This is a genomic window from Burkholderia sp. AU45274 (genome assembly GCF_030482505.1).
Taxonomy (GTDB): domain Bacteria; phylum Pseudomonadota; class Gammaproteobacteria; order Burkholderiales; family Burkholderiaceae; genus Burkholderia.
The window spans coordinates 1,133,208-1,153,387 of the sequence record NZ_JAUJQE010000001.1; the positions used below are offsets into that span (position 1 = coordinate 1,133,208).

A 20,180-nucleotide genomic window follows, 5' to 3' on the forward strand; every position below is an offset into this window, starting at 1 on the left:
GGGGTTGCACCCCGCAAAGGCGCGCCAATGCGTGAAATTTTCGCGGCGGCGCGCCATTTTTCCGCCTCATCCCTTATCCTTTCGTTCTTGAACCTTACTAAATAGTTACAAGAACTTCGGGAGGGGGGATGCCTCATGACGTCAGCCTGATTGCGTTGCTCGCGGCCGGTTTCGGTCTCGCGATGGTCTTCGGTTATTTCGCGTCGCTGTTGAAAATGCCGCCGCTCGTCGGCTATTTGCTCGCCGGGATCGTGATCGGCCCCGGCACGCCCGGCTTCGTCGGCGACCTGTCGCTCGCGCAGCAGCTCGCCGAAGTCGGCGTGATGCTGCTGATGTTCGGCGTCGGCCTGCATTTCTCGCTCGGCGATCTGCTCGCGGTGCGCAAGATCGCGCTGCCCGGCGCGATCGTCCAGATTACGGTGGCCACGCTGCTCGGCGGCGGGCTCGCGCTCACCTGGGGCTGGAGCGTCGGCGCGGCGCTCGTGTTCGGGCTCGCGCTGTCGGTCGCGAGCACGGTGGTGCTGCTGCGAGCGCTCGAAGGGCGCGGGCTGGTCGAGACGGTCAACGGGCGCATCGCGGTCGGCTGGCTCGTCGTCGAGGATCTCGTGATGGTGCTCGTGCTGGTGCTGCTGCCACCCGTCGCGGGGCTGCTCGGCGGCACGCCGCCCGGCGACGCGCAGGCGGCCGGCGGCAGCGTGTGGGGCACGCTCGGCGTCACGATGCTGAAGGTCGCGGCGTTCATCGCATTGATGCTGGTGGTCGGCAAGCGCGTGTTTCCGCGCATTCTGTGGCTCGTCGCGCGCACCGGCTCGCGCGAGCTGTTCACGCTGTGCATGATCGCGGCCGCGGTCGGCATCGCATTCGGCGCGGCGAAGCTGTTCGACGTGTCGTTCGCGCTCGGCGCGTTCTTCGCCGGGATGATGATGCGCGAGTCGGAATTCAGCCGGCGCGCGGCCGACGAGACGCTGCCGCTGCGCGATGCGTTCTCGGTGCTGTTCTTCATTTCGGTCGGGATGCTGTTCGACCCGAAGATCCTGCTCGCGGAGCCGCTGCACGTGATCGAGGTCGCCGCGATCGTGGTGATCGGCAAGACGCTCGCGGCAGTCGCGCTCGTGATCGCGTTCCGCTATCCGCTGAATACCGCGCTGACGGTCGGTGCGGGGCTCGCGCAGATCGGCGAGTTCTCGTTCATCCTCGCCGGGCTCGGCCGTGCGCTGGGGCTGCTGTCGGCCGAGGGGCAGAGCCTGATTCTGGCCGTCGCGCTGATCTCGATCGCGATGAACACGCTGCTGTTCGCGATGATCGATCCGGCGCTCGCGTGGATTCGCAAGCATTCGGCGTTCGCGCGCAAGCTCGAGGCGCGCGACGATCCGCTCGCCGCGCTGCCGATGTCGACGCCGCAGACGCACCTGACCGGGCAGGTCGTGATCGTCGGCTACGGCAAGGTCGGTACCCGAATCGCGCACGCGCTGGACGAGCGCGGCATCGCGTATGTCGTCGTCGAACAGAATCGCGAGCTCGTCGAGAAACTGCGTGAGGACGGCGTCGCCGCCGTGTCGGGCGACGCGATCGAGCCGATCGTGCTCGTGCAGGCGCACATCGCGCGCGCCGGGATGCTGGTCGTCACGCTGCCCGACGTGTTCGACGTGCGGCAGATCGTCGAGATCTCGCGCACCTTGAATCCGGCGCTCGAGGTCGTGCTGTGCACGAACAGCGGCGACGAGGCCGCGCTGCTGTCGAGCGAGGGGATCGGCACGGTGTTCATGGGCGAGACCGAACTCGCGCGCGGGATGACCGAGCACGTGCTCGGCAGGATGACGAAGCCGGCCGCGGCCGCTGCACATTGACGGCACGCGGCATCGTGCCGCGTACCGGGCAGGGCGCGGCGGCCCGGGTGGGCCGAGGCGTGAAAAATTGGTAGGGAGCAGCGGCGGGAACGCTCAAATGACGCGCGGCGTTCCTGGAAAGTGGGACGGTGCCCGATGACGGGTAGGTCTGAGGCGGCGACGAGGCTGTCGGAGCGTGACGCGCGCGCCGGGACGGCGGCGCGTCGCGCGGGCAGCGCCGATCAACCCGCCGCCGTGTTTGCCTGCGCCGGCGCGCTCGATGGCGAGGCCGTCTTCAGGGATGCGGCGGCTTTCGGCGCCGCGGCTGTCTTGGCCTGGGTTGCCGCCGCTTTCGGTGCAGCCACCGTCTTTTGCGGCGCAACGGCCTTCGCCGGCGGCGCCTTCTCGGGCTCGACCGGCGCGTCGGGCGGCACGCCGAGCAGCTGCAGCGAGCCGCTCGTGACCGACGCGAACACCGGGCCGGCCACCGTGCCGCCGTAGTAGCCCTTGCCGCGCGGCTCGTCGATCATCACCGCGACGATCAGGCGCGGGTTGCTCATCGGCGCCATCCCGGCGAACAGCGCGCGGTACTTGCCCTTCGCATAGGTCGCGCCGACCTGCTTGCGCGCGGTACCCGTCTTGCCGCCGATCCGGTAGCCGTCGACGCGCGCGCGGCGCCCCGTGCCGCCTTCGCCGACCGCCATCTCGAGCATCGAGCGGATCGCCGCGGCCGTTTGCGGCGACGTCACGCGGTGGCCGCGATGCGCGTCGATCGTCTGCTGGTCGGTGCCGTTCTTCAGCAGCGACACCGGGTGCAGCGTGCCGTCGCCTGCATAGGCCGTGTAGGTCTGCGCGATCTGCAGCAGCGACATCGACAGGCCGTAGCCGTACGCCATCGTCGCCTGCTCGATCGGCCGCCAGCGCTTGTAGCCGCGCAGCCGGCCCGACGCGACGCCCGGGAACGTGAGTTCCGGTGCGCGGCCGATTCCGTATTCCTGGTATTTGTTCCAGATCGTTTCGGCAGGCAGGTTCAGCGCGAGCTTCGCGAGCGCGACGTTGCTCGACTTCTGCAGCGCCTGCGACACCGTCAGCGACCCGTGGTTCGACGTGTCGTGGATCACGGCCGGGCCGATCTTGTAGGTGCCCGGCGACGTGTTGATGATCGTGTTCGGCGTGACCTTGCGCTCGTCGATCGACAGCGCGACGACGAGCGGCTTGATCGTCGAGCCCGGCTCGAACGTGTCGATCACCGCGCGGTTGCGCAACTGCTGGCCGGTGAGGCGCGCGCGATCGTTCGGGTCGAAGGTCGGATAGTTCGCGAGCGCGAGAATCTCGCCGTTCTGCGCGTCGAGCACCACGACGCTGCCGGCCACCGCGTTGTTCTCGACCACGGCCGCCTTGAGCTGGCTGAACGCGAGCTGCTGGATGCGGCGGTCGATCGTCAGTTCGATCGTCGCGCCGTGCTGCGCCGGGACGAGCGGGCGCGTATCCGACACGATGCGGCCGAGCCGGTCGCGGATCACCTCGCGCTGCCCGGACGTGCCCACCAGGCGCGCATTCGCCGCGAGCTCGACGCCTTCCTGCCCCTTGTCCTCGACGTTCGTGAAGCCGACCACGTGCGCGGCCGATTCGCCTTCCGGGTAGAAACGCTTCGAATCGGCGATCTGGGTGACGCCGTCGATCGCGAGCTTGTCGAGCTTGCCCGCGGTGTCCGCGTCGACCTGCCGCTTGAGCAGCACGAACGTCTTGTCGTTGCCGAGGCGCCGCTTGACCTCGACGAGCGGCATGTCGAGCAGCTTCGAGATCTGCGGGTAATCGGTGTCGGCGACCTGTTTCGGGTTCGCCCAGATTTCATAGGTCGACAGGCTGACGGCAAGCATCGCGCCGTTGCGGTCGACGATGCGCCCGCGCGTCGCGTCGAGCTCGATCGTGCGCTGGTAGCGTTTCTGACCCTGGCCGACGTAGAACTCCTTGTTCGCGACCTGCACCCAGAAGGCGCGGCCGATCAGCGCGGCGAACGCGAGGAACACGATGATCACGATCAGCTTCGAGCGCCACATCGGCAGGCGCGACGCAAGCATCGGATGCTTGGTCGCGGCCGCGTACGGATCGGCGGGGTGGGTCTTCTTTTTCACGCTCATGCAATGGCCGGGTCGGGCCGCCCGAGGGCGGCGAGTCAGTCTGAATAATGCGATTGTAATAAATGAGTAAACGCCGTGTGGGGAAAGTATGTTCCGGCCCCGAGAAAAAGCGGGTATCGGCGCGCTGACACCGGGTGGAAAAGGGGGAGGGAGCGACATTTTCCCGAAGCAGTGACGATGAAACTCGGGTGACTTGCGACGTGCAGAACGGGCGGGTGGGGGATTTCCGGTACGGATCGAGGCCGATCCTCCCCGGTGTGCGATCAATTGACCGGCCCGTGGTTATTTCTTTAAGCCGGAAAATGAAAACGCCCCGAAGTGGGGCGCCGTTAATGCTGAATATCGAAATGAATATCGCTGAAACCGGAATAAACCCGAAAACCGCAGACGAATTACATCGATTATTTCTATCGGGCGACGGAAATGAATTCCCGGTATTCCGGCTCGCTCGTGCAACGATCGACAGCCTGCAGTCGCCACGCGCCGGGATGATTGCCGGCGAGCACCGCGGGGCCCTGTTCGCGCTGCGTCGCACCGAACGACAGTCCCTTCAACTGGCACACGGCATTCCCGCTGTCGGCCGCGCAGAGCGCCATTGCGCCCTCGACGTCGCGGACCTTGCCCCAGGTCGGAAGATCCATGCCCTGATGTGCCTCGCGCGACCACAGGCCCTCGTCGGTATCGACCCACAGTACCGCGAAGGCGTGCCGGGTTGCCGATTCGCTGCCATTAATCCGAATGGTGAGGCGCATTGTGATCGTCTCCTAAAAAAATGACACATTCGACCGTTTTGACTTGACCAGTCTAGATAGACTGGCGTGAAACGCAAGTGATAATCCGCAATAAATTCATATTGAGTCCATTGCGATTTCAGATGGAACGACGTCTGACGATTCATGGTAATTCCGGCCCAGTACGCGCAAACACACGCGTGCCGGCGATCGCGGTGCCGATGGGGGGCGGCCGATCATCGAGACATGGGATGACATGGCCGCGAGGCGCGTCGATCTGTCGCGCATGACCCGCCGGGGAAACCGGGCCGACCGGGGCGCCGCACCGTCGGAACGCGGGCCGATCGGATGTTGCGGCAGGTTGACGGCGCGCCCGGTACGACACACTCCGACAATCCCATACAAATCGGCACACTTTCACGAAACTTTCGGGACAGACTTGCCTGCGGTCGGGCCCCACACTGAGATCTTCCCGATCCAGTGCCGCGGACGCCCGTCCTCGGCGGCTGCCGCCGCCTCGTGCCAGAGACGCGATCGACGCGATCGCGGGCCGCACGCCCGATCGGGACTGCCGGGGCGCGCGTCAGGCCCCGGCCCGGCCGGTGAGCCGTGCGCAACCCGCAACCGCGGGCGTCGCGCCGCCCGGCCGACTCTTCGAAGGAGACTATCGTGCTGATCTGGAAAACCGCGTTGTCGCTCAACTGGCGGACGAGCCTCGTGTCGCCGGCCAGCGCACCGGTCGCGGCGGCGAACGTCGGGCGGCTGGTGCTGACCGGCGCAACCGGCTTCATCGGCAGTACCGTACTGACGGCGCTCGTCAATGCGGGGCTGCTCGACCGCATCGTCTGCGTCGTGCGTGCGCAGGATCGCGGCCACGCCGTCGCGCGGCTGCGCGAAGCGGCGCTGCGCGCGGGGCTGGCGCCGTACTGGGCGTCGCGCCTGACCGATGCGAACGTGATCGTCGGTGCGCTCGGCGACGTGTGGCAGGGCGCCGACGCGCCGCGCCTCGCCGCCGCGACGCACGTGATTCATTGCGCGGGCCATGCGTCGCCGGCCGACGGCGCGCACCTGCGCGCCGACATCGCCGATGCGGTGCGCTTCGCCGAGCGCTTCGCCCGGGCGCCGCGCCTGCAGCGCTTCGTGTACGTCGGCACGGCCTATGCGCATGCGGGCCGCGGCGGGATCGTGCAGGAAGAAGCCGCGGCCGCTGCGGCGAACGACGTCGCGCGCGACGAAGAGGGCTTGCCGGGTGCGGTGCTCGCGGCGGACTACCTGCATGCGAAGGCCGAGACCGAGCAGCGGCTGCGGGCGCTCGGGCTGCCGCTCGTCGTGGTGCGGCCGTCGCATGTGGTCGGCCACACGGTGCTCGGTACGCGGCCCGCGCCGAATTCGTTCTGGATGTTCCGGCTCGCGCATGCCGCGCGCCGCTTCACCGCGCGGCCGATGACGCGCATCGACATCGTGTCGGTGGACGACGTGGCGCGCGCGACGATGCTGCTGGCCGTCAAGCCGACGCTCGCGCACGACCTGTATCACGTGTCGGCCGGCGACGAGGCGCCGCAGGTCGCGCAGATCGTGCGTGCGATGGACGAGGCGGCGGGGATGACGGGCGCGCCGCGCTACGCGGCGTGTGCGCCGGCCGAGTTGCCGCTCGTGGTGCGCGATGTGCTGGGGCGGACCGATCCGGCACTCGAACGCGTGATCGGCCGGGCACTGCAGCGCTGCGGGGAATTCGCGACGGTCGATCGCGTGTTCGACAACCGCCGCGTGCGCGACGAAATCGATTTCGAGCCGCTGCCGTTCATCGACTACGTCGAAGAATGCATGCGCACGTCGCGCGGCGTGGCCGTGACCGAGCTGATCCGCGGCACGGTGCACTGATCACCCGCGCCGCACCGGCGCCCGTTCCCGCGGTGGGCGGGAACGGGCGCCGTTTTCACGTGTTGCCGCCGAGCTCGATGAGCCGGTCGAGCGCGCGGTAGATGTCTTCGAGGCCGTCCTGGCCGAACCGCGATTCGAGCTGCCGGTACTGCTCGTCGATCCGCGGACCGATTTCCGTGACCAGTTTCCTGCTTTGCGGTGTCAGGCTGACCAGCAGCCGGCGCTGATCTTCCTGCGCGCGTGTGCGCGTGATCAGGCCGTCGCGCTCCATCCGTTCCAGCACGCCGGTCAGGCTCGGGCTCAGGATGCAGCAGCGCCGCGCGATCTGTCCCGCTTCGAGCGCCTGCGCCGGTTCGCCGTCGAGCACGCGGATGATCCGCCATTGCTGTTCGGTCAGCGCGAATTCCTTGAGAATGGGGCGAAACAGACCCATCAGCGTTTCGCGGGCCTCGAGCAGCAGCATGGCCAGGTTGCGGTGGTCGAGCGTACGGTTCATCGGGGAGAGCAGAGGACGGGGACGCATCAATCTTAACAGCCGCGGGTAGTGAATTTCGCCTATCAGGGTAATCGAGGTTGCCAGCGTTCGATTGTTTACTTAAGATATTAACTATTGACGATGCGCCGCGACGCGCGGCAGGGGAATGACGCATGGAGCTGTCTTGCACGACCGCCGCGGCGCCGCCGTTGCCGGTCGCCATCGGTACCGTCTACGGTGCGCTGCTCAACGAGCGCGCGGCGCTCGACGCGCTCGGCGATGCCGTGAACGCACCGCCTTACGGCCGCCCGCCGCAGGCGCCGATCCTGTACATCAAGCCCGCCAACACGCATGCGAGCGACGGCGCGGCCGTCATCGTGCCTGCCGGTGTCGACGCGCTGGAGATCGGCGCATCGGTGGCCGTCGTGTTTGCTCGCCGAGCGACGCGCGTGCCGGCCGAACGGGCGCTCGACTATGTGCACGGCTTCACGCTCGCAAGCGATGTGTCGGTGCCGCATCCCGATTACTACCGTCCGGCCGTGCGCTTCAAGTGCCGCGATGGTTTCTGCCCGCTGGGCCCGGCTTTCGTGCCGGCCTCTGCGCTGGGCGAGGTCGACGCGATCGGCCTGACCGTGCGGATCGACGGCGACGTAGCCGTGTCTGCGTCGACGGCCACGCTGATTCGCCCCGTGCGCGAGCTGATCGCCGACGTGACGGCCTTCATGTCCTTCGACGCGGGCGATGTCCTGCTGCTCGGCGTTGCCGGCGGCGCACCGCGCGCCCGCGCGGGCAGCACGATCGAGATTTCGGCCGCCGGCATCGGCACGTTGCGACACACGCTGATCGCGGAGGAAGCACGATGAAAACCGCACGCGTCATCTACAACGGCGCACTGCATGCGGCCGAACCGGCCGGCGACGGTGCGATCCGCCTCGATACGGGGCGCGTCGTCGCGGAAGAGGCGGTCGAATGGCTGCCACCCGTCGCGCCGCGCACGACGTTCGCGCTCGGCCTCAACTACGCCGACCACGCGAAGGAACTCGCGTTCAACGCGCCGAGCGAGCCGCTGATCTTCCTGAAGGGGCCGAACACGTTCATCGGCCACCGGTCGCGCACCGTGCGCCCGGCGGATGCCACCCACATGCATTACGAGTGCGAGCTGGCCGTCGTGATCGGCCGGCCCGCGCGCAACGTGAGTCGCGCGCAGGCGCTCGACTACGTGGCCGGCTACACGGTCGCGAACGACTACGCGATCCGCGACTATCTCGAGAACTACTACCGCCCGAACCTGCGCGTGAAGAACCGCGACACCTGCACGCCGCTCGGGCCGTGGTTCGTCAGCCGCGACGAGATCGGCGATGCGGGCGACCTGACGCTGCGCACGACGGTGAACGGCCAGGAGACGCAGCGCGGCAGCACGCGCGACATGATCTTCGACGTGCCCGCGCTGATCGAGCACATCAGCGGCTTCATGACGCTCTCGCCGGGCGACCTGATCCTGACCGGCACGCCCGAGGGGCTGGCGGACACGAAGCCGGGCGACGAGGTCGTGACCGAGATCGAAGGGATTGGCCGGCTCGTGAACACGATCGTCGGCGAAGCAGACTACTATCGCGCCGGCTGAGCCCGTCGCCCAAGGAGAGAGCATGACCATCAAGCACTGGATCGACGGCCGCGAAGTCGAGAGCCGCGAGACGTTCACGACGCTGAATCCCGCGACCGGCGAGGTCATCACCGACGTCGCATCGGGCGGCGAGGCCGAAGTCGACGCGGCCGTGCGCGCCGCGAAGGAAGCGTTCCCGAAATGGGCGAACACGCCCGCCAAGGAGCGCGCGAAGCTGATGCGCAAGCTCGGCGAGCTGATCGAGAGGAACGTGCCGATGCTCGCGGCGCTGGAGACGCAGGACACCGGCCTGCCGATCGCGCAGACGAGCAAGCAGCTGATTCCGCGCGCGTCGGAGAACTTCAACTTCTTCGCGGAAGTGTGCGTGCAGATGAACGGCCGCACCTATCCGGTCGACGACCAGATGCTGAACTACACGCTGTACCAGCCGGTCGGCGTGTGTGCGCTGGTGTCGCCGTGGAACGTGCCGTTCATGACCGCGACGTGGAAGACGGCGCCGTGTCTCGCGCTCGGCAACACGGCCGTGCTGAAGATGTCGGAACTGTCGCCGCTGACGGCGGACCAGCTCGGCCGCCTCGCGCTCGAAGCCGGCATTCCGCCGGGCGTGCTGAACGTCGTGCAGGGCTATGGCGCGACGGCCGGCGATGCACTCGTGCGCCATCCGGACGTGCGCGCGGTGTCGTTCACCGGCGGCACGGTCACCGGCAAGCGGATCATGGAGCGTGCCGGTCTCAAGAAGTATTCGATGGAGCTTGGCGGCAAGTCGCCGGTGCTGATCTTCGACGATGCCGATTTCGATCGCGCGCTCGATGCGTCGCTGTTCACGATTTTCTCGATCAACGGCGAACGCTGCACGGCCGGCTCGCGGATCTTCGTGCAGCGCACGATCTACGACCGCTTCGTGCAGGAGTTCGCACGCCGCGCGAACAACCTGGTGGTCGGCGATCCGTCCGATCCGGCCACGAATCTCGGCGCGATGATCACGCGCCAGCACTGGGAGAAGGTGACGGGCTATATCCGCATCGGCGAGCAGGAAGGCGCGCGCGTGGTCGCGGGCGGCGCGGACAAGCCGGCGGGCCTGCCCGACCATCTGCGCAACGGCAACTTCGTGCGGCCGACCGTGCTGGCCGATGTCGACAACCGGATGCGCGTCGCGCAGGAAGAGATCTTCGGGCCGGTCGCGTGCCTGATCCCGTTCGAGGACGAGGAAGAAGGGCTGCGGCTCGCGAACGACACGTCCTACGGGCTCGCCTCGTACATCTGGACGCAGGATGTCGGCAAGGTGCATCGCCTCGCACGCGGCATCGAGGCCGGGATGGTGTTCGTGAACAGCCAGAACGTGCGCGACCTGCGCCAGCCGTTCGGCGGCGTGAAGGAGTCGGGCACCGGGCGAGAGGGCGGCGAATACAGTTTCGAGGTGTTCGCGGAGATCAAGAACGTGTGCATCTCGATGGGTTCGCACCACATTCCGCGCTGGGGCGTGTGACGGGCGACGGTCGTCGGCAGCACAAATGATTCCTTGGCCGGCACGCCGGCCGAGCATGGGACCGGAGTAAGCGCTAAAGCGCTAACTCCGGCCGACAGGAGACTTGAACGATGGGCAAACTGTCCCTCGCCGCGAAAATCACGCACGTGCCGTCGATGTACCTGTCGGAACTGCCCGGCAGGCATCACGGCTGCCGCGAAGCGGCGATCCGCGGCCATCAACTGATCGGCGAGCGCTGCCGCGCGCTCGGCGTCGACACGATCGTCGTGTCGGACGTGCACTGGCTCGTCAACGCCGGCTATCACGTGAACTGCAATGCGCAGTTCTCGGGCACGTACACGAGCAACGAGCTGCCGCATTTCATCCGCGACATGCAGTACGCGTATCCAGGCAACCCGGCGCTCGGCCGGCTGATCGCCGAGACGGCCACCGAGCGCGGGATCGCGACCCGCGCGCACGAGATCGACAGCCTCGAACTCGAATACGGCACGCTGGTGCCGATGCGCTACATGAACGCCGACCAGCACTTCAAGGTCGTGTCGATCGCCGGCTGGTGCATGTGGCATCAGCTCGACGAAAGCCGGCGCTTCGGCGAGGCGCTGCTCCAAGCGATCGAGAAGAGCGATTCGAACGTCGCGTTTCTCGCGAGCGGGTCGCTGTCGCACCGCTTCAACGACAACGGCAGCCCCGAGGAGTCGATCCACGAGATCAGCCGCGAATTCTTCCGGCAGGTCGACCTGCGCGTGGTCGAGCTGTGGAAGCAGGGCGATTTCAAGACCTTCTGCGCGATGCTGCCCGAGTACAACACGCATTGCCACGGCGAAGGCGGGATGCACGACACCGCGATGCTGCTCGGCTTGCTCGGCTGGGATCGCTACGACAAGCCCGTCGAGATCGTCACCGACTATTTCGCGAGTTCGGGCACCGGGCAGATCAATGCGATCTTTCCGCTCGCCTGAGCGCTGCGCCACGCCTTCGACAGGAGACCCGCCATGCCACACATCGTCGTCGAATACACCGCGAACATTCGCGACGACGCGCGCATTCCCGCGCTGCTGCGCACGATCAACGCCACGCTGATCGCACAGGGCGGCGTGTTCCCGACGGGCGGCATCCGCTCGCGCGCGATCGAGCTGCAGGACTATTGCGTGGCCGACGGCACGGAGGACGACGCGTTCGTCCACGTGACGCTCAAGATCGGCTCGGGCCGTACCGACGAGCAGAAAAAGGCCGCGTGCGACGCACTGTTCGACGCGATCAACGCGCATTTCGCGGAGTTGTACGCGAAACGCTACCTGGCGCTGTCGATGGAACTGACCGAGTTCAGCGAAAGCGGCTCGTACAAGCACAACAACATTCACGCCCGCTACAAGCGGGCCGGCTGAACCCCATTCCCGATCCGACCATGCTCGAACCCGCCATCATCGACCAGCTCGCGCAGCGCCTGCACGACGCCGAGCGCGAGCGCAAGCAGATCCGCCAGATCTCGCTCGACCATCCCGACATCACGATCGACGACGCGTACGCGATCCAGCGCACGTGGGTCGCCCTCAAGCTCGCGGAAGGCCGCACGCTGAAGGGCCACAAGATCGGCCTGACGTCGAAGGCGATGCAGAACACGTCGCAGATCGACGAGCCCGACTACGGCGCGCTGCTCGACGACATGTTCTTCGCCGACGGCGGCACGATTCCCACCGGCCGCTTCATCGTGCCGCGCGTCGAGGTCGAGCTCGCGTTCGTGCTCGGCAAGCGGCTCACCGGCCCGGACTGCACGATCTTCGACGTGTACGACGCGGTCGACTACGTGGTGCCGGCGCTCGAGATCATCGACGCGCGCAGCCAGTCGATCGACCCCGACACGAAGCGGCCGCGCAAGGTGTTCGACACGATCGCCGACAACGCGGCGAACGCGGGCGTCGTGATCGGCGGGCGGCCCGTGAAGCCGCAGGACGTCGACTTGCGCTGGGTCGCGGCGATCATGTCGCGCAACGGCGTGGTCGAGGAAACGGGCGTCGCGGCCGGCGTGCTGAACCATCCGGCGAACGGCGTCGCGTGGCTCGCGAACCGGCTCGCGCGCTTCGACGTCGCGCTGGAGCCGGGGCAGATCGTGCTTGGCGGTTCGTTCACGCGGCCGTGTGCGGCGCGGCCGGGCGACACGTTCAGCGTCGACTACGGCCCGCTCGGGACGATCCAGTGCTACTTCGAATGAGGTGAGCGAACGATGCAGATTCCTTCGAATGTCTTCAAGGCCGCGCTGGCACGCGGCGACGCGCAGATCGGGCTGTGGCTCGGGCTCGCGAATCCGTACAGCGCCGAGGTGGTCGCGGGCGCCGGTTTCGACTGGCTGCTGATCGACGGCGAGCATGCGCCGAACACGGTGCCGACGATCCTCGCGCAACTGCAGGCGATCGCGCCGTATCCGTCGCATCCGGTCGTGCGCGTGCCGTGGAACGATCCGGTGATCGTCAAGCAGGTGCTCGACCTTGGGGCGCAGACATTGCTCGTGCCGATGGTGCAGAGCGCCAACGAGGCGCGCGCGGCGGTGGCGGCGACGCGTTATCCGCCGCACGGGATTCGTGGCGTGGGCAGTGCGCTGGCGCGTGCGTCGCGGTGGAATCGCGTCGGTGACTACCTGCATCGCGCGAACGACGAGATGGCCGTGCTCGTGCAGGTCGAGACGCGGGCGGGGCTCGACGCGATCGAGACGATTGCGCGGGTCGAAGGTGTGGACGGTGTGTTCATCGGGCCGGCGGATCTCGCGGCCGACCTCGGGCATCTCGGCAATCCGGGACATCCGGATGTGCAGGCGGCAATCGATGGCGCGATCCGGACGATCAAGGCCGCTGGCAAGGCGCCGGGCATTCTGAGCGCCGATGAGGCGGCCGCGCGGCGCTATCTGGAGGCGGGGGCGTTGTTCGTCGCGGTCGGTGTCGATACGACGCTGCTGGCGAGGAGTGCGGAGCGGTTGGCTGCGCAGTTCAAGGGGAAGGGTGGCGAGGCGAAGGAGGGCGACGGCACATATTGACGCAGCGGCTGCGCGCGGCGGGTTTCTGTCAACCGAACGCCTGCTCTCCGTTCTGCGACTTCATGCGCGTGCAGGGCTGACCATTCTGCGCGTTGTTCTGCCTCCATATATTTCCCGTGCGTCGTCCCCAGCGCTCGCAGCAGTCCGGCCTACTGGCGTTGCTACGCGAACGTCAGTCCAGTCTCGGCGACAAAGCGGCGGCACATCGTCCGCGCACCGATGCCGGCCCATTCGAGCCAATCCTCCAGTCGCCGGTTGTCCGCGAGATTCGTAGCCAGCACGTCGGTAATCTTCCTGAACGCAGACCCGGTGGCGGCGCGAGCCGTGGCGTCTAGATACGCAAGTTTTTGTAACCTGATGCAATACTGATCTGAGTGCAGTTAGAATCGCGCAAGAGAGCCCATGTCATATTAATGACAATAAGTAAGCAAAAAGTAATAAAGGGATGGGAATGAACGCGCAAGATATTGTGAGGGCCCTTCAAGGCGGATTGCTTCAGCAAGACCGTCTACTGAAACTCGATAGTCCGCTGGGCCCCAACGTGCTGCTACCGCATCGCGTAGCGGGCTGGTCTCGGATCGGGCGGCACTACGACTTCACGCTCGATGTGTTGTCGACGCGCAACGATCTCAAACTAAAGAAGCTGATTGGGCAACCTATCACCCTTTGGATCCAGCAGGCGAACAAGTCGTATCTGCCACGGCATGGCTATGTTTATTCGATAAGACGGCTGGGAGCGGAAGGTGGGCTGACCAGCTACCAGATCGGGTTCGCATCGTGGATGAATTTCCTTAAGTTTCGTCGGGATCAACGTATCTGGCAGGACAAGCCTGTCGATGAGATCCTCAGCGACGTGTTCAACGCCCATCCGCAGGCGAAAGGACAGTTCAAGTTCGCACTTTCAAAGGCGCTGCCGCCAAGATCATATTGCACCCAGTACGAGGACGACTGGAACTTCGTTCACCGGCTCATGGAAGCAGAAGGGTTGTTCGGCATTTGGACGCAGGCTGGCGATGGCAAATCGCACGTGCTGACAGTTACCGATCGCCTGGATACTTGTGAGCAATTAACTCCGCAAGCGGTTCAATTTTCGCGTGACGGTGCAAACAGCGAGGTTGATGCACTGGTTCACTGGTCGGGAGTGCGAGTCCTGCATAGCGCCGCGCTGACGACCCGCACGTTCGACTACAAGAATCCATCATCGCTGGGAAATCCCAAGGGCACTAATGTTCCGACAGTGTTGCCCGAATTGCCCGAACAGTTGGAGATGTACGAGTACACCGGGCCGTACACCTATCTGAAGCAAGAGCGAGGAGAGCACCTTGCCAAGGTGCAAATGGAGGAGTGGGAGTCGAGCGCCAAGCGGTTCTACGGTACTGGCGGCCTGCGTGCGGCCGATGCAGGCAGGTGGTTCGAACTCACCGGGCATCCAGAGCACGATCGGGATTCTGCCGAGCGGCGTGAATTCGCGATTATCGAAACCGTATGGCTGATTGAGAACAACCTCCCAGGCTCAAGTCATCACGCAAACTTCCCTTATGGACTGCAGGGGCGCCTGTCCGACGCAATGGCGAGCCGTGGCATCGGAAACACTTCGATCATTGCGCACGATCATGGAGCCAAAGGCTTCTTTCTCGTCGAGGTAGAGGCGCAAAGAAAGGCCGTTCCGTACCGCAGCCCGTTCGAACACCGAAAGCCAGTCATGCAGATGCAGACGGCTACTGTGGTGGGTCCGCAAGGTAAGGAAGTCTATACGGATGAACTGGGGCGCGTGAAGGTACAGTTCCACTGGGACCGCATTGGAAAACGTGACGAATGCAGCTCGTGCTGGGTGCGGGTTGCACAGCCGTGGTCCAGCGCTCAGTTTGGCGGTATTCAGTTACCAAGAGTCGGTGACGAGGTGATCGTGCCATTTTTCGAGGGTGACCCTGACAGGCCGGTGATCACGGCCCGTGTGGGGAACGGCACGCATCGGCCGCAGTGGAATCTTCCCGACCAACATGCCCTTTCGGGTTTCGTCAGCAAGGAGATTGGTGGAGAGCAGAATAACGTCTGGCTGAAAGATGATACGGCGGGGCAAGTGCAGACTCAGATTCGGAGCGATCATCTTGAGTCAGGACTGCATTTGGGCTACCTCACGCGAGTCAGCGAACCCGCTGGGCGCGGCGAGAAGCGTGGTGAGGGCGCGGAGTTGCGCACGGATGGTCACGTTGCGGTACGCGGCGCACGCGGGATGCTCCTGTCGACGCATGCCCGCCCCGGGGCGACTGGGGATACTTTCAGCGTCGACGAGGTCAATCTCCAACTCGTGAACGCGCAGGATATCGCCGCCGGCGTCGCGCAGTCGGCCCAGGCAGCAGGCGCGCAAGATGGCGAGCAAAAGGCTGTTGCCAATTCGCTGAAGAGCCAGGCGAACTCGATAAAAGGTGGCGGTACGCTCAAACAGTTCGAGCGGCCGTATTTGGTGTTGGCCAGCCCTGCGGGCGTCGCGGCTACGACTGACGAGCAGATTCACTTGAGCAGTGGCAAAACCACAGCAGTCACTGCTGGCGAACATATGTCCGTCAGTACGGGCGGTGGATTTTTCGCCAGTGCACGTCGAGCGCTGCGCCTGTTCGCCTATGAGGCCGGCATGAGGCTCGTGGCGGCGGCCGGCGACATCGACGTGAAGGCACTAAAGGACAGCATCAATCTGCTGGCGAAGCTAAACGTTACGGTGACGGCCACAAAAATCACGATTAGTGCGCAGCAGGAAGTCGAGATCAACGGGGGCGGGAGCTATACCCGGTGGACAAGCGGGCAAATCAAGAGCGGCACATCGGGCGGCTTTGAAGTGCATTCGGCAAGCCAGACGTTCGTTGGTCCTGATAGCGTAAGCGCACCGAATATTCCTGCGTTGCCGCCGGAGAAGGAGCAACTGCACTTCGCTTTGCAGGCGTTACCGGGTGAAGGGCATTTGATTGCCGGCGAGCCCTATGAGCTATACAAGGGGAGCGCAAAGGTCGGCGCAGGTGTCACTGACGAATTCGGTCGGATCGTTGTGGACGACCACCAGGCAGGTACCCAAGCCTACACTGCTAAACTCAGTAACGGCGCAGAATACAATTTAAACGTCAAGGATGCGCTCAACGAAGAATCCGATCACCCCGATCAACGCACGAATCAAGGTGAGCGGTATGTCTGAGAGCAACGCCAATCGCATCCACTATTGAGAACAGCAGCCATGGCAGATTTCCCGCTTAAAACTCACAAACACGCAACAGTCGCGATCGATGAACAATCAAGGTCGGCGAAGAATGCGATGCAATTTCTCGTCGAGCATCGCGACGTGAAAGAAAAGAATGGGGACGGCACCTGCCCGATTACTAGGGGAAACAAGCTCAGCTTCATCATTTGCGGCGAAGAGGGATTTAAGCGGATCGCAAAAGACTTGCGAGAAGCGAAGAAATCAGCAGACATCGTCTGCTGGGGTTTTGATCCAGGTATGGAGCTCGAGAGAGACGGTGAAACGTGGCCGCGAGGGCAAACCTACGGACAGTTATTGGATGAGATCACTACCCGCAAGGAAAATCCTGTCACAGTGCGATTGCTGATCTGGTCTACTCCACGGGGTTCCGCTGTCCAAAACAATATGCCCGGTTTTTCAGATGTGCAGGAAAATTGGACAAGTGGTCCTATTGTTTACCATCTTCGGCAAGGGCCCGCGTACGGCGACGAGAAAAGCGAGCGTCACAAGACCTGTGTTGCGTGGTGGGCCGAGAACCTACCAGGAGGAAAAAGCAATAGCGGAAAGAATCCTCGCCTTCGAGTTGTACTGCGTGAAGTTTCGCCTGCTGATGCGAAAGCCTTGATGACTACTGCGCCTGCGGAAGAGGACAAGCCCGTAACCAGTACATTCAGCGTCGTTGATGAACGAAGCGGGATGGAGGATTATGGGACACATCACCAGAAACCAATCCTGATTGATTACGACTACGACAATGGAAGTAAGGCGGTTGGTTACGTCATGGGGCTAAATTCGGTTACCGACTACTGGGATCGTACCGCTCATGAAATCGACGATCGAAAGCGTGAGATCTTGTCATCGCCACTTATTGAAGACGAGCTGAAGCGCGAAATTTCAACGCAGACTGCGCCAGCAAAAACTAGTTTGTACCAGGGTCTGAAAAACAGGTTTTCGAAAAACGACGTGCAGCGCGGAATAGGGCACGAAAACTATGTACATGGACGTCCCTTTCAGGACTACGCGTGCCGAGTTGTAGGGCCGGCACTTGCGCAGCTGCATTTCAATTTTGAAAACGCATGGGCTGCGGCACTCAATGTTGGAGAATTACCATACCAGATTCCTCCAGCTCCACCAGCGAAGATTCCGCGGGTAGCCGGAAATCCAGCACATCTTGTGCAAATTGTGCGCACGCAACCTCGTGAACGAGAAAAGTCGATCAAGGAGGTGTATTTCCAGGCTACCAGTAGTGCACGCAACTACATTTACATGGAAAATCAGTATTTCTTTTACCCGGAATTTGCCCGGCACCTGATCAAAACACGGAAAAAACATTGCGATGACTGGATGAAGGGAGCAAATAAGCCAGTTACTGAAATGCCGAAGCTGCATCTTTTTATCGTGATTCCACATCCGGAGCGGGAGGAAATGGTGCCTCGAACATACGACACTCTGACCCTGCTTGGGGCTGGTGATTCGATGTCCGAGCAAAAGGGGCTTGTCGATAAAGGGAAGCTTGATTTTGTCTATGGAAAGAGCAGCAGAGGTCGCGGTGAAGTGCTTGATCGACCCAGTGTGGAGAATCTTGAGAAAACACTGGGTGTCGTTGTAAGTGTCGCGAGATTGCGAACGAGTGGTCCCGATGTTGATCAAAACATGTCTTATCGGGAAATATATATTCACTCGAAGTTGATGATCATTGATGATGTGTTTATTACGGTGGGTAGTGCAAACCTGAATCAGCGAAGTATGGCTATTGATAGTGAAATTAATATAGCTGCAACCGGTAGTGTTTATGCTGCTGATCTTCGTGAGCGTGTATTCGGGTTGCTCTACGGTGGTGATATTAGATATAGCGGCCACCCGAAAGATATGCCGGATACATTCAGGAATTGGAATCGACGGATGAGCAAGAATCAAGATATCCAGCAAGCGGGTACGCAGCCGATGACGGGTTTTTTGTTGCCATTCGTCGAGCATCGTTCGACCACGACGCTGTACGGGGCGATCTCCGTGCCAAATGGCGGTGGCGTCGGTGGCCCTCCTGGAAATGTGTACGCATGAATATTTTTATCTATATGTTGCGTTTTTCCCTCGCCGCTTTGTTGTTAACAACTACGGCGCACGCGGGCATCCTGACTTCTATCGGCAATAAGTTGACCACTCCCATGTCTGATCTGCCACGAAACGAAAAACTACCGCTGTTTGATCCACACCGAAAGGACTTTACCTGTGTCTACGAGGCGCAACGGGTGTCGTCCGTTGATCCACAGTCAGAAATGTGGTTCCAGCAAGCGTTGAGGCTAGATGACCCGGCGGTACCTGCGGACAACATCGACTATGCAAAGGTATATCAGCTCTATCTGCAAGCAGCTGAAAAAAAGCATTGGAAAGCGATGCTGAATCTGGCGTCGCTGATCTTGAGTGATCATTCTGGCGTACCGGACCACAATCCGGAAGTCGCTATTCAATGGGTCGAGAAGGCGATGAGGCTCGATATTCCCGACGCGTACGACAGGATGGGTGTATATCATCTCAACGGCGTGGTAAAGGAGGGGGACGCTACCAGCGCTTACGCTTTTTTCCAGCGAGCAGCGGATATGGGTAGCCCGGCTGCAATGGCATTTCTGGGATACAAGCTGGCTGCGTCTTACGATAACCCCAGCGAGGGCTTTTGGGCCAACCAAGCGGTGGGAACCAAGATGCTCGAATGTGCTTTTGCTCAGGGATATGGAGATGCCGCGGAGAAGCTGGGTTTGATCTACGCACGTTCCAATACACCTGAGGCGAAGCTCCGTGCGCTGAAGGTCTTGCATGAAGGCGTGAAGCTCGGGAGCACCAAATGTGCAGATAGCCTCGTTTCGGAATTTGATGGGATGGATCTCGAAAATGGAACCAATCTGGTAGGCCATATCGACAAAGCGCGTGCTCAACGGTACGGAAAAATTGCTGATATCTTGAAACTTTACGACGGACGATTGAAGCTTCCCAACCTGGACAAGATACTGCCGTTACCGCCTGCGCCGCTGCCGAAATGGAACGGTGATGGACAAACACTGATCAATGCCGCGAAGGCGGTTACTCCACCAATCAGTCGGAAAAAGAGTAGTGCGCTTCAGGGGCGTTCTTTTATACCCGATGGTTACGCGGTCGCCGCATTGGAGACGAGCACGCTTGCAGTCGGCGGGGATCAAAGCGTACCTAAAACGGGATACTGGCTGGCACTGTATGGTTCATCGAATGAGCCCGACGGGCGGTTGATTGCTCGATCAGGCTTGCCAGAGCGCTTCGAAACGGGAGAGCGGTTCGAGTTACCGTTACACGAATGGCTATCGCAGGATCGAGTGCAATGGCATTTCCTCGGTGAAGCATACCGTCTGCCGCCGCAGCGTGCAGATTTTCTGGCGAATATGGTTGAATCGGGATTATTGCGCGAGGTAGCGGCGCAGCCGGTGGCAGTGAAGTGCTCGGGTGATCGTCGCTGCACGGACACAGGCGTATGGGAGGGCCGCGTTGCAGATGACCACCCAATGGCCGCGTTGTTTAACCGATGGAATCAGCAAGCGTTTGTCGAAAAGGGGCAGGTGTTTCCATCGCCTACCGAGCAATTCATCGACATTGCGAACGATGATGTTGAATGGACCTATTTGGGGAGCCCAAATGCAGAAATGGGCGCCACTGGCGTTTACACCATTACTCTTTAAACTTGGTGTAGTTCTGCACTCGACGTAGGCTCGGGCGGTCGTCGTTGACGCCAAGCCAATCGAT

15 protein-coding genes and 1 pseudogene are annotated in these 20,180 nt (G+C 62.9%); 12 read left to right on the forward strand and 4 right to left on the reverse strand.

Annotated elements, in window-relative coordinates:
• The first annotated feature begins 128 nt into the window (after nucleotides 1-128).
• Nucleotides 129-1,847: a cation:proton antiporter gene (locus tag QZM35_RS05085; RefSeq protein WP_089427648.1), complete on the forward strand. Its 1,719-nt coding sequence runs from the start codon at nucleotides 129-131 to the stop codon at nucleotides 1,845-1,847.
• A 221-nt stretch (nucleotides 1,848-2,068) separates the two neighbouring features.
• Here the strand turns inward: QZM35_RS05085 and QZM35_RS05090 are convergent, their stop codons facing one another.
• Together QZM35_RS05090 and QZM35_RS05095 are read right to left on the reverse strand one after the other, a co-directional pair.
• Complete coding sequence (locus QZM35_RS05090; RefSeq protein ID WP_089427647.1) at nucleotides 2,069-3,967, reverse strand: penicillin-binding protein 2; 1,899 nt, start codon at nucleotides 3,965-3,967, stop codon at nucleotides 2,069-2,071.
• A gap of 407 nt (nucleotides 3,968-4,374) precedes the next feature.
• On the reverse strand, nucleotides 4,375-4,719 hold the full coding sequence (locus QZM35_RS05095) for a DUF3564 family protein (protein WP_089427646.1): 345 nt from the start codon (nucleotides 4,717-4,719) through the stop codon (nucleotides 4,375-4,377).
• Between the two features lie 648 nt (nucleotides 4,720-5,367).
• Between QZM35_RS05095 and QZM35_RS05100 the strand changes: the two genes are divergently transcribed.
• Nucleotides 5,368-6,579 carry an SDR family oxidoreductase gene (locus tag QZM35_RS05100; RefSeq protein WP_089427645.1) on the forward strand — a complete coding sequence of 404 codons (1,212 nt, stop codon included), beginning with the start codon at nucleotides 5,368-5,370 and terminating at the stop codon, nucleotides 6,577-6,579.
• Between the two features lie 55 nt (nucleotides 6,580-6,634).
• Here the strand turns inward: QZM35_RS05100 and hpaR are convergent, their stop codons facing one another.
• Nucleotides 6,635-7,075, reverse strand: a complete 441-nt coding sequence (hpaR, locus tag QZM35_RS05105; protein WP_039356885.1) for a homoprotocatechuate degradation operon regulator HpaR — start codon at nucleotides 7,073-7,075, stop codon at nucleotides 6,635-6,637.
• Between the two features lie 152 nt (nucleotides 7,076-7,227).
• Between hpaR and QZM35_RS05110 the strand changes: the two genes are divergently transcribed.
• The 7 genes from QZM35_RS05110 to hpaI all read left to right on the forward strand — a co-directional run bounded on the left by QZM35_RS05110 (nucleotide 7,228) and on the right by hpaI (nucleotide 13,189).
• The gene (locus QZM35_RS05110) at nucleotides 7,228-7,917 is read left to right on the forward strand and encodes a fumarylacetoacetate hydrolase family protein (RefSeq protein WP_301775516.1); all 690 of its coding nucleotides are present in this window, start codon (nucleotides 7,228-7,230) and stop codon (nucleotides 7,915-7,917) included.
• Entirely contained in the window at nucleotides 7,914-8,678 is a 765-nt protein-coding gene (locus QZM35_RS05115) for a fumarylacetoacetate hydrolase family protein (RefSeq protein ID WP_089427643.1), read from the forward strand. The genes QZM35_RS05110 and QZM35_RS05115 overlap by 4 nt, the downstream gene beginning before the upstream one ends.
• A gap of 22 nt (nucleotides 8,679-8,700) precedes the next feature.
• Nucleotides 8,701-10,164: a 5-carboxymethyl-2-hydroxymuconate semialdehyde dehydrogenase gene (gene hpaE / locus QZM35_RS05120; RefSeq protein WP_301775517.1), complete on the forward strand. Its 1,464-nt coding sequence runs from the start codon at nucleotides 8,701-8,703 to the stop codon at nucleotides 10,162-10,164.
• 110 nt (nucleotides 10,165-10,274) lie between these two features.
• The gene (gene hpaD, locus QZM35_RS05125) at nucleotides 10,275-11,123 is read left to right on the forward strand and encodes a 3,4-dihydroxyphenylacetate 2,3-dioxygenase (protein ID WP_089427641.1); all 849 of its coding nucleotides are present in this window, start codon (nucleotides 10,275-10,277) and stop codon (nucleotides 11,121-11,123) included.
• Nucleotides 11,124-11,156: 33 nt separating this feature from the next.
• Nucleotides 11,157-11,549, forward strand: a complete 393-nt coding sequence (locus QZM35_RS05130; protein WP_089427640.1) for a 5-carboxymethyl-2-hydroxymuconate Delta-isomerase — start codon at nucleotides 11,157-11,159, stop codon at nucleotides 11,547-11,549.
• Between the two features lie 20 nt (nucleotides 11,550-11,569).
• A complete protein-coding gene (hpaH, locus tag QZM35_RS05135) occupies nucleotides 11,570-12,373 on the forward strand; it encodes a 2-oxo-hept-4-ene-1,7-dioate hydratase (protein ID WP_089427639.1) in 804 nt (267 codons plus the stop codon).
• A gap of 12 nt (nucleotides 12,374-12,385) precedes the next feature.
• A complete protein-coding gene (gene hpaI / locus QZM35_RS05140; protein ID WP_301775518.1) occupies nucleotides 12,386-13,189 on the forward strand; it encodes a 4-hydroxy-2-oxoheptanedioate aldolase in 804 nt (267 codons plus the stop codon).
• Nucleotides 13,190-13,275: 86 nt separating this feature from the next.
• Here the strand turns inward: hpaI and QZM35_RS05145 are convergent.
• Nucleotides 13,276-13,482, reverse strand: a pseudogene (locus tag QZM35_RS05145) (AraC family transcriptional regulator); the annotation flags it as partial.
• A gap of 158 nt (nucleotides 13,483-13,640) precedes the next feature.
• Between QZM35_RS05145 and QZM35_RS05150 the strand changes: the two are divergent.
• From QZM35_RS05150 to QZM35_RS05160, 3 genes are read left to right on the forward strand one after another with little or no spacing between them, the layout of a single operon-like run.
• Nucleotides 13,641-16,373, forward strand: a complete 2,733-nt coding sequence (locus QZM35_RS05150) for a type VI secretion system Vgr family protein (RefSeq protein WP_301775519.1) — start codon at nucleotides 13,641-13,643, stop codon at nucleotides 16,371-16,373.
• 39 nt (nucleotides 16,374-16,412) lie between these two features.
• The gene (locus tag QZM35_RS05155; protein ID WP_301775520.1) at nucleotides 16,413-18,476 is read left to right on the forward strand and encodes a phospholipase D-like domain-containing protein; all 2,064 of its coding nucleotides are present in this window, start codon (nucleotides 16,413-16,415) and stop codon (nucleotides 18,474-18,476) included.
• Complete coding sequence (locus tag QZM35_RS05160) at nucleotides 18,473-20,116, forward strand: DUF6396 domain-containing protein (RefSeq protein WP_301775521.1); 1,644 nt, start codon at nucleotides 18,473-18,475, stop codon at nucleotides 20,114-20,116. Before QZM35_RS05155 ends, QZM35_RS05160 begins: the two co-directional genes overlap by 4 nt.
• The last annotated feature ends 64 nt before the right edge of the window (nucleotides 20,117-20,180 follow it).

Excerpts from the sequence above, each read along its gene's own strand:
- QZM35_RS05085 (WP_089427648.1), top strand. The coding sequence starts at position 129 with ATGCCTCATGACGTCAGCCTGATTGCGTTGCTCGCGGCCGGTTTCGGT.
- QZM35_RS05090 (WP_089427647.1), bottom strand. The coding sequence starts at position 3,967 with ATGAGCGTGAAAAAGAAGACCCACCCCGCCGATCCGTACGCGGCCGCG.
- QZM35_RS05095 (WP_089427646.1), bottom strand. The coding sequence starts at position 4,719 with ATGCGCCTCACCATTCGGATTAATGGCAGCGAATCGGCAACCCGGCAC.
- hpaR (WP_039356885.1), bottom strand. The coding sequence starts at position 7,075 with ATGAACCGTACGCTCGACCACCGCAACCTGGCCATGCTGCTGCTCGAG.
- QZM35_RS05110 (WP_301775516.1), top strand. The coding sequence starts at position 7,228 with ATGGAGCTGTCTTGCACGACCGCCGCGGCGCCGCCGTTGCCGGTCGCC.
- QZM35_RS05115 (WP_089427643.1), top strand. The coding sequence starts at position 7,914 with ATGAAAACCGCACGCGTCATCTACAACGGCGCACTGCATGCGGCCGAA.
- hpaE (WP_301775517.1), top strand. The coding sequence starts at position 8,701 with ATGACCATCAAGCACTGGATCGACGGCCGCGAAGTCGAGAGCCGCGAG.
- hpaD (WP_089427641.1), top strand. The coding sequence starts at position 10,275 with ATGGGCAAACTGTCCCTCGCCGCGAAAATCACGCACGTGCCGTCGATG.
- QZM35_RS05130 (WP_089427640.1), top strand. The coding sequence starts at position 11,157 with ATGCCACACATCGTCGTCGAATACACCGCGAACATTCGCGACGACGCG.
- hpaH (WP_089427639.1), top strand. The coding sequence starts at position 11,570 with ATGCTCGAACCCGCCATCATCGACCAGCTCGCGCAGCGCCTGCACGAC.
- hpaI (WP_301775518.1), top strand. The coding sequence starts at position 12,386 with ATGCAGATTCCTTCGAATGTCTTCAAGGCCGCGCTGGCACGCGGCGAC.
- QZM35_RS05150 (WP_301775519.1), top strand. The coding sequence starts at position 13,641 with ATGAACGCGCAAGATATTGTGAGGGCCCTTCAAGGCGGATTGCTTCAG.
- QZM35_RS05155 (WP_301775520.1), top strand. The coding sequence starts at position 16,413 with ATGGCAGATTTCCCGCTTAAAACTCACAAACACGCAACAGTCGCGATC.
- QZM35_RS05160 (WP_301775521.1), top strand. The coding sequence starts at position 18,473 with ATGAATATTTTTATCTATATGTTGCGTTTTTCCCTCGCCGCTTTGTTG.